Here is a 13,595-nt window from a genome sequence, read left to right as displayed (position 1 = left end):
TAGTATAGTTAGTTAAATAGTTTTTTTAGCTGACGAACTTACGCTCGACCCATAAGAAAGTACAAGATGCCAATAAAATTAAATAAAACCAGATTTTAGGCACCTCAATTTTTATAGTTTGCTGTATTTGTTTTGTTACAGATGAGTTCTGGGCTTTATTGGCGACGAAATTCTGAGTGTTGGTAATGGTTTTTATGATTTTAAGACTTTTCCAGTCCTCTTTTGTGTAATTATACCACCATTCATTTACATTATTGCCAAAATCGGCTATTTGCCATCCTTGTTTTTGAGGATAGAATGTACTTTTCCACTCGTAAGGTACTTCCGGGCTTTGTACCGGTGTTTGTTTTTGGCCGTTTACCTTGATGTTTGCAGGTGAGTTGGAACTTTTCAACACTAATTTAACTGGTTGATTTACCGTTGGCAAGGCAGATGCTACTTGCCAGCTTTGTGTAGGCAATAGTTTACGTGCCGACCGGCTAATTAATAATGACCACAGCGAGGCGTAGTCTTGCTTGTTGCCGCTTAAAAGCCAGGTGTAAGTATGGTTCAGCGTTGTAAAAACCAGTTTGCCTGCACCGGCCAGGGCTGTACCTGCGAACTCGTGATTTTGGGCATCGGTCACTAAACTTTGTGTATTATTGCGATAGCTAATGTAAGATGGATCGATGTTTAATTTTGCAGTCCTGTTCTTTTGGTTTTGGAGGATGAGCGGTACCGATAGCTGTTCCTTGGCGGCTACAGTATTCACCGGAAAATCGCGCTGTAACCAGGACGCTGCTTTATCTGAACTATCGGCTCTGACGATGACGCCTAAGCCTTTTTGTGTAACCTGAAGCCGAAGTGTTGCTCCCTCGGCAGGGCTTAGTGATTTAAGTGCCGACAGATCGCCTACCAGTACATCGAACTTATTAAGTACACCGGCCGATAAGCGCTGCAGATTCATCTTGCCTATATTAACGTATTCTTCGCTGATTTTGTCTTTACTAATCACCGCACGGGCGGCCACCGCATAACTGTTTTCGCCCAGCCAGTTCTTTAAAAATCGGGTTTCAAAATCGGGCGATGTATTCAGCATTAATACCTTTACGGGCTTGGTTGCTTCTATTTGCACCGGTATATTTTCGACTGATAAAGTATCATTGCCAGATAATGCCAATAACTGATAAACTACACGTCCGGTTGGTTTAGGTAAAGTACCAAGTTGAAAAGTAGTTGTTTTATTGGCCGGAAGTATTACCGAATCTAAAGGTGTGTTTAATCCTTTCAGTAGTAGTCTGATTGATTTTGCCTCGTCGTTTTTATAGGTTGCTTGTATGGTGAGCGCGTCGCCGGTTTTAAGTTTGCCCGGCCAGCTGATGGATTGGATGCCTGCTGGTGTAACGGGTGCATTATAGCTTACCGAGAGATTGCTTAACTGCTGTAATTCATTATCAGACAACCCATATCCTAATATTTTGACTTGTTTAAGCGCAGGTTTACGGTTAACTAATTCTGCCGCACTACCTATTAACTTAGCCTTTGCATAACTCTTTTGAATAATTTTGTCGGTAGTAAATACCTGTGCATTATTTGGAATACTGTCTTTATTAAAACCTTCAGTTAGTAGTACGGCATCACTTTGGTTGGCCAGGGGCACTTGCCCGGTATATGCAATGGGCAGTGCAATACAGGCTAAAGCAGCAAGCGCCAGCCAAATACCTAATAAGCGCCAGGGCAAACGCCTGCGGTCAGGTCGGGCGTACTCCTGCCAGCTGAACATGAGGGCGAGTACAACACAAATAATAATAACCGATAGTGTCCAGTTCATTCTCTTTATCGGTTTAAGTTTTTATAATAACGTTGAGCCAAACCCATATCGGCATTGGTTGCGGCAGAGGAAGGTATGGTCTTGCTGGTTGGCAAACTTTTTTGAATGGCCTTTTCTACAGTCATTCTATCGGTAGCCTGTACCGGCTTGTTTGTTGCCAAAATTCTGCGGATGGCGCTAACTGCTTTTAAGTAGACACCCGGTTGTGCCGACGCCTGAACGGCCAGCTGCTGACCCGCCAGTTGCAACGTGCGTTTATCGGCAGCGGTTAGTGCCTGGTGTTTGGATTGTTCTAAAATAGCAGCTGCTTTTTTGAGCGTTTCAAACCTGTCGGTAGCTGCTTTCATGGTTAGCTGGTTAACCGGACTGCCAATTTTAGTCAAATCGCCGCTCAAGCGTTTTTCGGGTTTAAGCGGCGGCGGGTTATAACTGGTTTTAGCCACAAACGACCGCGATTTTTGCTGGAGGTCTTTCAGTAAACGCAGCGCTTTATATTCGAATGGTAAAGCTTCCTGCGGTTTGTACAGGCGCAGGCGCAGTTCGGCTTTCCACATTTCGTTGAGGGTGGCTTTCAGTTGCGCTTTAACGGTGGGTTCTAAAAAGGTAGCATCTTCGGCGTTGTCGTGCTTATCGGTGTAGGCATCCATCACCATTTTGGCATCTCCAAAGTTTTCGGCTTTTCCTAATTCTGCATTGTCGTCACCTTCGGTGCCGCTTTCATCTTCATCGCCCAAAAACTTGCCGTAACGTAAACGCAGCATTTTTTGATCGGTGCCAATATCATTGCTACGCGTTTTAAAGCTGGCTACGCTAATCGTATCTTTTTCTTTCAGGAGTCGTTCGGTATCTAATATAATTTGGCGCTGACTCCTGAAATATTCGGGCTTAATATTAGCCGCGGCCACTAAGCCGTCCATGCTTAATAGCTGGGCGGTATCTTGTATGGAAACGATGAGCACATCGGTTCGGGTTTTTTGCTGATGCGTGTCTTGTGCCTGAATGTAAAAATACAATTCATCGCCCGGTTCCATGTTTAATTTAGGCAAGTCAATGGTCCGTTGCAGGTTGTATTGCTTGCCATGCTGAGAAAACGAGGCGTTAAAAGAAAAGGTGGTGTCCTTAAACTTAACCGATTCGCCGCTGCCTTTGGCAATAGTGGCAAAGATTTGGGCATTGTTAATACCATAATCATCGGTGACGGTAGAACTGATGGTAACCCGTGGAGCTTCTCCCGCATCTATATGGGTGTATTGTTTAGGTGTTTTAATGCGGATAACCGGTAAGGCATCCTTTACTACCTGAACTTGATACAGATCAGACAGCTTGCCATCAATACTCACCTGGTAAAAGCCCGATCTGCTAATTAAGCGCTGGGCTTTCCAGTCGGTAGCATTGGTGCCGTTTAAAGGCAGCTTTTCGCGCTCATTAAAAATTAGCCAAACATTTTTAACCGCAATATTAGTACTGATGTTCCAGGTAACTACGGCACCTTCCTCGGCTTCTATGGTAAATTTATCTTGTGTACGGGTGGCTTTACCGGTGTAGGCCGGAGGGCTGATTTTTAAACTAACGCCATCTATTTGCGGCAATATTTTTTCGGGAGGCAAATTAGATTTTGTTCCAGTTTCATAAGGACCGGATAAGATGTTGTTTGCAAAATGCATCATCTCACCAATTTTTAAAACAGCAGCGCTTAAAGCAAGTGCCAATAGAAATAACCAGGCTGCTTTTTTTAACCGCTGGGTAAATTGCGGAGGCGGCGCAGTAATGTGGTTTAATGCCTGTTCTACTTTGCTAACTTGTAAACGCTCCAGCAGGTTTAAGTTGCCGGTTGGTTTAATAACCAAGGCAGAGCTTTCTTCCAGTTCAGGGTATGAAAAATCCAAAAAACTGCAAACGGTAGCCACTGTAGTATTCCACGGGCGGCGAAGTGCAGCCAGTAAGCCTATCACCAATAAAAAGATGAGGATAGCTAACCAGATTGCTTGCGCGGGGAGTAACTCATATAACAGGCTGCCCAAAATAAGGGCGGTGCCACCTGCCAGCAAGGCATCGGCCATTAACTGGTAGCCTATGTAGCGTTGCCTGAATTGTTCTATTTTATAGTTTGCTGCCTGCTCCATTAGGTAGTAGTGGTTTTTAAGGTGCGATGTGCCAACCAGCGTTCGGCAGCAAAAATGATGATCAACGCCAGCCAAAAATAGCGGGTCAGGCTTTTGTTCTCAACCGGGTTTTCGGTGGCAACAGTATGGCTTTCGTTAATAATTTCAGGCATGTATTGCTGCTGACTTAATACGCGCCTGTCATATAACCATGCATCCGTTTTTGTGGGCACTAACATGAGTTTTAACAGCCATGCCGGGAATGCATCGCTCCAAACCAGGTTGTTCCAAGCCGGGTTAAAGCGACTGTAGTAATGATAGATATTAGATTGACCTTGTTGCTGCATGCTCAACACCGGGTGACTAAAGCCATCCTGCCAAACAGGTTCATAGTTATTATTGGAGTTGATAAGCTTAAACAAATCCACCTTATCATCATTGGCCAAAGCTGTACTGAACCTGCCGCGGTTGCTTATCCAGCTTTTAACGTTAGCTGGGTTGCCTTTTTCGTAAGTAAAAATGTTTTGACTATTTTTTTTGACTTGGTTGTTTATAGTTTTGTTGGATAACCAAAACAGCCACGCCGTGTGAGCCGGAATCTGGTTTGGGTTACTTATACTTTTAATACTGATGTTCCGCTGGCTAAATTGGCTCACGGCCTGTAGGGCAGCTTTTAGGTAACCGGCATCAACGGCATTCTTATCGGCATATATGAGGATGCTTTGAGCAACTGTATCAATAGTTATCGGCGCCTGTTTGCTATTAGGCAAGCTAACTTGAGCCTTGCCATTGCTGGCGCTTAATGTAAAATAAGCATTCGACCGGTCGTTAGCCTTTATATTATTATAGCTGTAAGTAGTGCCCGATGGTTTGCTGGTGCCCTGCACAACGCGGATATCACCGTTGTTGGTAAACCAGGCATCGTGTATGTAGCTGCTCACCGAATCGGCCGGAATATAGGTTTGCCAGTTCAGGTTTAAAGCTACCTGTGGTTTGCTTCCGGTAAAATTGCTGGCCTGGTTTGGCGTGAATACATAAACAGGCAGGGTAGAAGCTATGCTGTTGTTGAGTTGCCTTGCGAGGTTCCAATAATGTAAGAGCGGAGTGTTAAGAGTAGGGAGTTGGGTTTGCAGCGAGTCTTTTGGGTTAAGCAAAATCTGTTGCAGGTTAGATTTGGCGAAGCCGCTATTGAAGTAATGGAACTCGTAACCTGCCTTGGTCAATGAATCTATACGGGGCTTGAATTTTTGATAAGTTGCCGTAAAGTTTTCCTTAGAGATTAGTACCCAACCCTTAACTTTAGTAGCCTGTAGCTTTTTTTGCCATACGGGTAAGGCCAGCAGTAAAGCCAGTAACAGGAGCAGCAGGCAGCGCAACAAAAATAACGGAATATCCAGCAATTTAAAGCTCCGGCTGCTTTTGCGCGATGCTGCAGCAATAAGCGAGATACTGCCTACCTTTAATATCTTACCCGACCGTACATTCCACAGGTGTATAACCACCGGAATAACTATCGCGGCAGCACCAAATAACCATATGGGATTTAAAAATAACATAAACAAGCCCCTCCCAACCCTCCCCGGGAGGGAGGGCTTTTGATTTGCAACCTTTTACTTAGTAGTGTTTCTTTTATCATCTTATCCTTGTTCTTACTCTCTCCCGGGGAGGGCTGGGGAGTGGCTATTTATTCCGCTGCACCAAAAAGTCCCTCAACGCCTTGTCCAGCGGTTCGCTGGTGCTGAGCATGCGGTGAACAATGTGTTTGCCCAGTAATTGCATGCGGATAGTTTCCTGATGCGTTTTTAAAGCTTCCTGGTATTGTTTTTTGGCTTGCGGTCCAACCTGTACCACTTCGCCGGTTTCGAGATCTTCTAACGAGGAATAACCTTTAAAATCAAAGTCCAGCTCGTTTTGGCCCATTAACTGAAACACAATGATCTCATGCCTTAAGGCCGCCAGCGAATCGAGTAAATTCATGATCTCGCCCTCGGGCTGGTACATATCGGTAATAAAAACCAGCAGTTCCTTACGGCCACTACCGGCAAATAGCTCTTTGTAATGAACCTCTTGCGTAAAAGTGCCCGATGGTTTAATATTCTCTAACTGGTGGTATAACCGCTGCAAATGTTGCGGATCGGGCCGGGAAGCCAGCGAAAACAAGCCACCCTCTTTAAATACATATAAGCCAACCGCATCACCTTGTAAATTGGCTAAATAAGCCAGCGACGCGGCCAGGAACCGCGCATAGTCTATCTTGGAAATGTCACCGTCCTTATGATTCATGGAAGCACTGGCATCCACCAAAAAACGTACGGAGATACTGGTCTCAATTTCCGATTCGCGGATATAATACCTGTCGCTGCGGGCAAACATACGCCAGTCCATCCACCGCAAGTCATCACCCGGCTGGTAGCTGCGGTATTGGCTAAATTCCAAACCGGGGCCCTTAACTGTGCTTTTGTTAAAGCCGTTCATAAAACCATCAATTACCGTTTTAGCCAGTAATGGTAGGGTTTTAATGGACATGAGTACTTTTGGGTCGAGCATATGGGTTCTGTTTACAATTTGTCTGAACCGGAATTTTAAGAATTTTGTAATGGACAGAATTTCTTGTCTGATCAATAATTTTGAGTGTGAACCAGAATTTTGTTAATCTTTTAATTCTTAAAATTCCGGTTCAGACAACTATACTTTCGGTCTTTCTATCAATTTAATCAATTCGGCAGTTGCTTTGTCCGATGTGATACCCTCGGCTTCTGCCTTAAAGTTCATCAACACACGGTGACGTAATACCGGGGTAGCCATGGCATGGATGTCTTCCATTAATACTGCATAACGGCCTTTAAGTAAAGCACGGGCTTTGGCGGTTAGTATTAACGCCTGCCCTGCCCGCGGACCAGCGCCCCAGCGTACCCATTCTTTTACATAGCTTAGAGTAGTGGTATCAGGTCGGGTAGCGCGGATGAGTTCACTTACATAACGTACCAAATCTTCGCTGATGCTCACTTGGCGTACCAGGGCTTGTGCTTGTTGTATCTCTTCGGCGGTAATTACCGGGTTAACGGTAGCCTTGCCGGTACCGGTGGTGCGGTTCAGTATCGCAAATTCTTCTTCGGCAGTGGGGTAACCTATTTGTACCAATAATAAAAAGCGGTCTAACTGTGCCTCGGGTAGTGGGTAGGTACCTGCCTGCTCAATAGGGTTTTGGGTAGCCAATATAAAGAAAGGCTTATCCAGTGGGTACGTTTGTCCGCCGTAAGTTACCTCAAATTCTTGCATAGCCTCTAATAAGGCCGATTGCGTTTTGGGCGGTGTACGGTTAATTTCATCGGCCAGTATAATATTGGCAAACAAAGGGCCTTTGTTGAATTTGAAAAAGCGCTTGCCGGTTACATGGTCTTCTTCCAAAATTTCGGTACCCACAATATCGGTAGGCATTAAATCGGGCGTAAACTGTATGCGGCGAAAGGAGAGGTGCAAAGCCTGCGACATGGTTTTTACCAGCAGGGTTTTTGCCAGTCCGGGTACGCCTTCCAGCAAACAGTGGCCACCGGCCAAAAATGCCACCAGCAGTTCATCTAAAATATGTTCCTGCCCTACAATTACCTTTTGTATTTCGGTTTTTAACTGCGGTAATTTAGCCAGCAGCGATTTAACGTGTGTTTCTGTGAGTTCCAAAGCTTAAATAATGTTTAAAGCGTAAGCACTTATCAATAGTTCCACAAGATATTGCGATTTGATTTAAATGAGCTAATATTTTGCAAAATATTCAATCAGGTATTCAAAAAATTACAAACCCAGCAAGGATTTTCTTCTATCACAACAAAATTTTGTACTACTTTTAAAGTTTTAATAAGAATGTCATTAAATTCGAAGTTTACTTTCACACGTTTAAGCTACCATTCGGGCGATTGGGATACCGATCAGCGCATGCCCGTTAATATCTTAAATTCTTTGCTGGAGTACACCACCATTCCTATAGATAATAAGGAGAAGATAGTAGCTCTGAGCAGTCCCGATGTGTTTAATTCGCCGTTTTGTTATTTGAGCGGGCATAAGCTGGTGCAGTTTGATACGCAGGAGCGCGCTAACTTTAAAAAGTACGTGCATAATGGCGGTTTTGTATTTGTGGATGATTGCAACCATGATATTGACGGCTTGTTCGCCAAGTCGTTCGAGGCGCAAATGGCTATGCTGTTCGGTTCGCAGGCATTAAAAAAGATTCCTAACAACCATGAAATTTATCGGTCGTTCTTCACCTTTGAAAAAGGGCCGCCCAATACCTCCTTTGAACTCAACGGCTGGGGCGACGACCTGGTGCACGATTACCTGAAAGCCATTACCATTAACGGACGCATTGCGGTATTATATAGTAATAAGGATTACGGCTGCGAGTGGGACTACGATTTTAGGAACAAACGTTTTTTAGCGGAGGATAATACCAAATTCGGCGTAAATATTGTGGTTTATGTCATGAGTACGTAACGGGTAACTTAAAACAGCTACTTTTGCTACGCTGCTTACACCAGCAATATATACATGGAAGAATTTTTTGTTAAAGACGGGGAAGAAGAAAAAGGCCCGTTTACCTTTGATGAACTAACCGATGGCCGGTTGGAACCCAATGACCTGGTGCGTAATAACTCTAACGTTTGGGAAAAAGCCAGCGACCTGCCCGATTTTACCGAGTACTTTCAGTATGAAGGTTTCTACTTTCCTACTGAAACTAACTTAGCCGGGTTTGGCATCCGTTTACTGGCCTATTTTATAGATTACATTGTGCTGGTGTCGGTTATTGTAATCGGGTTTTTAATAGCCGGTAATTTTGGCGGTTACAATTTTCAAAAGCTAAATATAGAGCAGGAGCAAAACAGGGAGGTTTTGCAAGGCATTGTGGCCGCATCTTTTGTGTTATATAATTTACTGCTATATCTTACCCCTTTAAGTGCTACGCTCGGTCAAACGCTCTGCAAATTAATTGTGGTAGATGCCGATGGCAAAAAACTTACTTTTTTAAATGCTTTAATAAGAAGTGTAGGCAAGTTGCTTTCATTGGCATTTTTTGGAATAGGTTTTATAGGGATATTTTTCAGCCAGTATAAGCAAGCTTTTCATGATGTATTCGCCAAGACCTATGTTATAAAAAAGGACGTGTTGTAAGCAATTCCAACTACCAATATTTCGTTTATGAATTATTATAGCTAACTTGTTACTGATATGAAAAAGCAAATAGTATTAGAAGCGCTTAATACACTTGACGATAATTTTGATACTGAGCAATTGGTAGAAAGACTATTGTTTATTGAAAAAGTTGAAAAGGGGTTGCAGGATGTTAGTGAAGGAAAAGTAGTGAGTATGGATGAAGTTAAGACACGTTTTGTTGAAAAGTGGGCCAAGTAAATATTGTTGTAACCGAATCGGCATTTGCTGATTTAGAAGAAATTGAAAGTTACATTTCCATAGATTCGCCTGCTATAGCTCGAAAATTTATAAGCCGCATTTTCGATAGAATAGACCAGCTACAAAAATATCCAGAGTCTGGAAAATTCGTACCCGAGATTCCCGATCCGTTCATAAGAGAACTATTGTTTAATAAATACCGTATCATTTACCAATTAAAGGACAAAACGGTGAGTGTACTTCGTGTGGTGCATGGTTCACGCCTGTTGGACTTAGATATGTAAATGAAAATCCATATCATGGGCGCTTCCTGCGCAGGTTCTACCACCTTAGGCAACGCGTTAGCAGAACAATTAAATTACCTCTACTTTGATACCGACCATTTCTTTTGGGAACAAACAGATCCTCCATTTACTGTAAAGCGCGATAGAGAGAAGCGCATTGAAATGTTAAAGGAGGCAATTGCTTCTCATCAAAATTATATTGTGGGTGGCTCTTTAGTGAGCTGGGGCGATGAATGGTTTTTGGCTTTCGACCTGGTGATTTTCTTGTACGTGCCGCCTCAAATACGAATTGAGCGTTTAAAGCGAAGGGAATTTGAACGTTATGGCGATGTGATATATACCAAGCCCAACCGCATTCAAGCATATCACAAGTTTTTAAACTGGGCTACGGCTTATGATACCAATGCCATAACCGGGCGTACGTTACAGGTACATGAAGAATGGCTGAGCAAAGTAGCCTGCCCGATACTGGAAATAAGGGGCGATACTACAGTTCAGCAAAGGATAGACCTTATCCTGAACAAAATAAATACGTTCAATCTTCACCAATAAATTAACATTCACTTGAAACAAGGATAAGTGCATAATGCTTAACTTTGTGTTTCAAATATTTGAAAGCTATTCTGTGCCTATATGATGAATGCTGAAGCCGTTAAAGCACTGCAAGGAAGTTATTGTAACTCGTTAACCCAATATTCGCGTTTTGTAACCCGTGAGGTAACCATTGGTGATGTGCCCATGGGTGGCAATAACCCCATCCGCATCCAAAGCATGACCACTACCGATACCATGGACACCCTGGGTACGGTGGAGCAAACCATACGTATGGTTGATGCCGGTTGCGAGTACGTACGTATTACCGCGCCCAGCATTAAGGAAGCACACAATTTAGCCGAAATTAAAAAAAAGCTCCGTGCCCGTGGTTACACCGTGCCTTTAGTGGCCGATATTCACTTTACCCCAAACGCTGCCGAGGTGGCCGCCCGTATTGTAGAAAAGGTGCGCGTAAACCCCGGCAACTATGCCGATAAAAAGAAATTTGACGAAATAGACTATACCGACCTGCAATACCAAGGCGAGCTCGACCGCATATTTTCTAAGTTCACCCCGCTGGTGAACATTTGTAAAGAATATGGTACCGCTATGCGTATTGGTACTAATCATGGTTCGTTGAGCGACCGTATTATGAGCCGCTACGGCGATACTCCGCAGGGGATGGTAGAATCGGCTATGGAGTTCATCCGCATGTGCGAGGCGCTGAATTATTATAATTTGTGCATCAGCATGAAGAGCAGTAACCCGCAGGTAATGGTGCAGGCTTACCGCTTACTGGTGCAAACCATGGTAGCCGAAGGCATGAATTACCCGTTGCACCTAGGCGTAACCGAAGCCGGCGACGGCGAGGATGGTCGTATTAAATCGGCCGTGGGTATTGGTACACTGCTTGAAGATGGCCTGGGCGATACCGTACGCGTTTCCCTCACCGAAGAACCCGAAGCCGAAGCGCCGGTGGCTATTGCACTGGTGAATAGGTACGCGAAAAGGAGTGAAGAGTCAAGAGTCAAGAGTCAGGAAGAAGTTTCAACTCCCTCTCCTTTGGAGAGGGTTGGGATGAGGTCCCCTTTCGAGTATCAAAAACGCGTAACCGATGAAGCCAACGCCTTTATCGGCGGGCACATGGTGCCGCGTGTGGTGCTGGATCTGAGTAATCGCAACCTTAAAGACCCATCACTATTGAATGATGCCGGTTACTTGTATTCGCCTGTGCTGGATAAATATAATATGGCCGATCAGTCGGTGGACTTTGTTTACCTGGCCGGTAACCTGCCGTCGTTTACTTTTCCTGGAAACTTAAAACAGCTTTATAATTATACAACCTGGCTAACCTTGGCCAATAAAAAGAACTGTCACCCGGTATTTTCTCTTACTGAATACTTAGCTGCCGAAGATCTTTCATCAGACCTGAATTTGGTCAGCGTAACTTTGGCCGACTTTGACGCAGCCCAGTTTATTCAACTGGCTCATGAGGATAAAGGGCTGGTTTGGGTTTTAAAAACTGATGCCGAACACGGCATGGCCGAGCAGCGTTCTTTCTTTTTTGCATTGGAAGCAGCAGGTATAACTACGCCTGTTATCATTCAGAGAAGCTACTTGTTTGGAGAGAGTCAAGAGTCGAGAATCAAGAGTCAAGATGAGGTGGCGGCCGAGAATGTTCAATCAATAGTTAACTTAGGTAATTCAGAAATCCTTATACCCGCAACCGACAACTCGCAACCCGCAACTCACTTACAGCTTTACGCTGCTACCGATACGGGCGCACTGCTGGTTGATGGTTTTGGCGATGGGGTTTGGATAGACGCGCCGAATATGCCTGCCGCAGTTATTACATCAACGGCGTTCGGCATACTGCAGGCTACGCGTTCGCGTATTTCAAAAACTGAATATATCAGCTGCCCAAGCTGTGGCCGTACCTTGTTCGATCTGCAGGAAACTACCCAAATGATCCGTAGCCGTACCAGTCATTTAAAAGGATTGAAAATCGGCATTATGGGTTGCATTGTGAACGGTCCCGGCGAAATGGCCGATGCCGATTATGGTTATGTAGGCTCTGGCCCGGGTAAAATTACTTTATACCGGGGTAAGGAAGTGGTGAAGAAAAATGTGAATGCCGTTAATGCGCTGAACGAGCTGATTAGTATTATACAGGGAGACGGTAATTGGGTGGAACCGGTTGCTGTTATTTAAATATAATAGGTACGGTGTACTGTACTCTAACCGATTTTCCCATTTGGTTTCCAGGAATCCATTTAGGTGATAGTGCTATTACCCGCATCGCTTCCTTTTCGGCCCCTTCATCAAAATGACGGCCAACGGATTGAATATTACTTAAGGAGCCATCTTTTTCTACAATAAAGGTTATGTTAACTCTGCCCGGTTTAAAAGACTTGCTTTGATCTAAATTTTTTGCGATGAAAGCGTACAGTTTTTCGTTTCCACCTGGAAACTCCGGAGGAAACTCGTCAACACCACCAAATATTTCGTTACTGTTTGGGTTCGCAACTACTTTGGCTGTGTCTGTATTGGTAGCAGGTACAACAACGTCGCCCATACTTACCGTTGGTTTAGGGGAATTAACTTTGTGCTTGGCTTGCTTATGTTTGACTTTTTGAGCTACAGCATTATTGGTAAAAAGGCTGAATCCAATTAACACCATGGCTGCCGATAGCCACTTTTTCCAAAGGGGCGCTATCATAGGCTCTACATAAACTTGTTGTTTAGCAAAGCGACCACAAATACTGTAATTATTTTCGGCTAAAATCTTCATAAACTCATCAGCCTTGCTATTAGTAAAATCGTAAACCTTCTTTTGGCATTTGTCGCAATATTTCCCGCCATCTGAACCAGTCATGGCATCCCAGTTTTCATTGCAGGAAAATCTTAGTTTAATGTTGCTGATTTCGTTGGACATAGGTACAGGTGTTTATTCAAATGGAACTGCTACTGTATATTGTACTTTAACTAAATTTCCATTTTGTTGTCCCGGTACCCACTTGGGCGATAAACCAACCACACGCAATGCTTCCTTCTCAGCACCTTTGTCGGAAATAGAGCCAATTGATTTTATTCCGCTTAAGGAACCATCCTTTTCAACCACAAAAGTTACAATGATGCGGCCAGTGTGTGCGGCTTTTCCACGGTTAAGTTTGCTTTTTATAAACTCGGTGAATTTACTATTACCTCCCGGAAATTCGGGCAGCTTTTCAACAGCAACAAATACCTCGTTGTCTGCTTGTGGGGTAACCACGGGCGATACCGGAGCTTGAGTTCTGGTGGTTTGGGTTTGAGCCATTGCAAACCTTGTAAAGGTGCAAAGCAGTACGGCAACAATCACGGAAACTCTTTTTGTTCTGTTGTTCATTTGCAATAAAGATACAAGCTTTACTTATAATTTAAAACTACTTATCACTTACAAGGTTATGCAATTATAACAACTTTCCT

13 protein-coding genes are annotated in these 13,595 nt (G+C 43.9%); 6 read left to right on the top strand and 7 right to left on the bottom strand.

The window, feature by feature from the left end:
* Positions 1-25: 25 nt before the first annotated feature.
* The 5 genes from ACFQ3S_RS15145 to ACFQ3S_RS15125 form a co-directional block, all read right to left on the bottom strand.
* On the bottom strand, positions 26-1,810 hold the full coding sequence (locus tag ACFQ3S_RS15145; protein WP_377165941.1) for a hypothetical protein: 1,785 nt from the start codon (positions 1,808-1,810) through the stop codon (positions 26-28).
* A gap of 5 nt (positions 1,811-1,815) precedes the next feature.
* Positions 1,816-3,933, bottom strand: a complete 2,118-nt coding sequence (locus tag ACFQ3S_RS15140) for a hypothetical protein (RefSeq protein ID WP_377165939.1) — start codon at positions 3,931-3,933, stop codon at positions 1,816-1,818.
* Positions 3,933-5,468: a BatA domain-containing protein gene (locus ACFQ3S_RS15135; protein ID WP_377165937.1), complete on the bottom strand. Its 1,536-nt coding sequence runs from the start codon at positions 5,466-5,468 to the stop codon at positions 3,933-3,935. The genes ACFQ3S_RS15140 and ACFQ3S_RS15135 overlap by 1 nt, the downstream gene beginning before the upstream one ends.
* Before the next feature lie 124 nt (positions 5,469-5,592).
* Positions 5,593-6,459 carry a DUF58 domain-containing protein gene (locus tag ACFQ3S_RS15130; RefSeq protein WP_377165935.1) on the bottom strand — a complete coding sequence of 289 codons (867 nt, stop codon included), beginning with the start codon at positions 6,457-6,459 and terminating at the stop codon, positions 5,593-5,595.
* Positions 6,460-6,597: 138 nt separating this feature from the next.
* Positions 6,598-7,590, bottom strand: a complete 993-nt coding sequence (locus ACFQ3S_RS15125; protein ID WP_377165933.1) for an AAA family ATPase — start codon at positions 7,588-7,590, stop codon at positions 6,598-6,600.
* Positions 7,591-7,770: 180 nt separating this feature from the next.
* Between ACFQ3S_RS15125 and ACFQ3S_RS15120 the strand changes: the two genes are divergently transcribed.
* The 6 genes from ACFQ3S_RS15120 to ispG all read left to right on the top strand — a co-directional run bounded on the left by ACFQ3S_RS15120 (position 7,771) and on the right by ispG (position 12,341).
* The gene (locus ACFQ3S_RS15120; protein WP_377165931.1) at positions 7,771-8,397 is read left to right on the top strand and encodes a DUF4159 domain-containing protein; all 627 of its coding nucleotides are present in this window, start codon (positions 7,771-7,773) and stop codon (positions 8,395-8,397) included.
* Positions 8,398-8,451: 54 nt separating this feature from the next.
* A complete protein-coding gene (locus tag ACFQ3S_RS15115) occupies positions 8,452-9,072 on the top strand; it encodes an RDD family protein (protein ID WP_377165929.1) in 621 nt (206 codons plus the stop codon).
* Positions 9,073-9,129: 57 nt separating this feature from the next.
* Complete coding sequence (locus ACFQ3S_RS15110) at positions 9,130-9,312, top strand: hypothetical protein (RefSeq protein ID WP_377165927.1); 183 nt, start codon at positions 9,130-9,132, stop codon at positions 9,310-9,312.
* Positions 9,300-9,596, top strand: a complete 297-nt coding sequence (locus ACFQ3S_RS15105; protein WP_377165925.1) for a type II toxin-antitoxin system RelE/ParE family toxin — start codon at positions 9,300-9,302, stop codon at positions 9,594-9,596. The genes ACFQ3S_RS15110 and ACFQ3S_RS15105 overlap by 13 nt, the downstream gene beginning before the upstream one ends.
* Positions 9,597-10,148, top strand: coding sequence for an AAA family ATPase (locus ACFQ3S_RS15100; RefSeq protein ID WP_377165923.1), 552 nt, complete (start codon positions 9,597-9,599; stop codon positions 10,146-10,148).
* 84 nt (positions 10,149-10,232) lie between these two features.
* Complete coding sequence (ispG, locus tag ACFQ3S_RS15095; RefSeq protein WP_377166077.1) at positions 10,233-12,341, top strand: (E)-4-hydroxy-3-methylbut-2-enyl-diphosphate synthase; 2,109 nt, start codon at positions 10,233-10,235, stop codon at positions 12,339-12,341.
* Here ispG and ACFQ3S_RS15090 read toward each other — a convergent pair.
* Positions 12,334-13,065 (bottom strand): energy transducer TonB, encoded by a 732-nt coding sequence (locus ACFQ3S_RS15090; RefSeq protein ID WP_377165921.1) that lies wholly within the window; start codon positions 13,063-13,065, stop codon positions 12,334-12,336. The two genes, ispG and ACFQ3S_RS15090, sit on opposite strands and share 8 nt — an antisense overlap.
* Before the next feature lie 12 nt (positions 13,066-13,077).
* On the bottom strand, positions 13,078-13,446 hold the full coding sequence (locus tag ACFQ3S_RS15085; RefSeq protein WP_377165919.1) for an energy transducer TonB: 369 nt from the start codon (positions 13,444-13,446) through the stop codon (positions 13,078-13,080).
* Between the last annotated feature and the right edge of the window lie 149 nt (positions 13,447-13,595).

Source organism: Mucilaginibacter terrae, assembly GCF_042679325.1.
GTDB classification, from domain to species: Bacteria; Bacteroidota; Bacteroidia; order Sphingobacteriales; family Sphingobacteriaceae; genus Mucilaginibacter; species Mucilaginibacter terrae.
The sequence above is the reverse complement of the archived record's forward strand: the minus strand, read 5'-3'. Positions and strand labels throughout refer to the sequence as shown.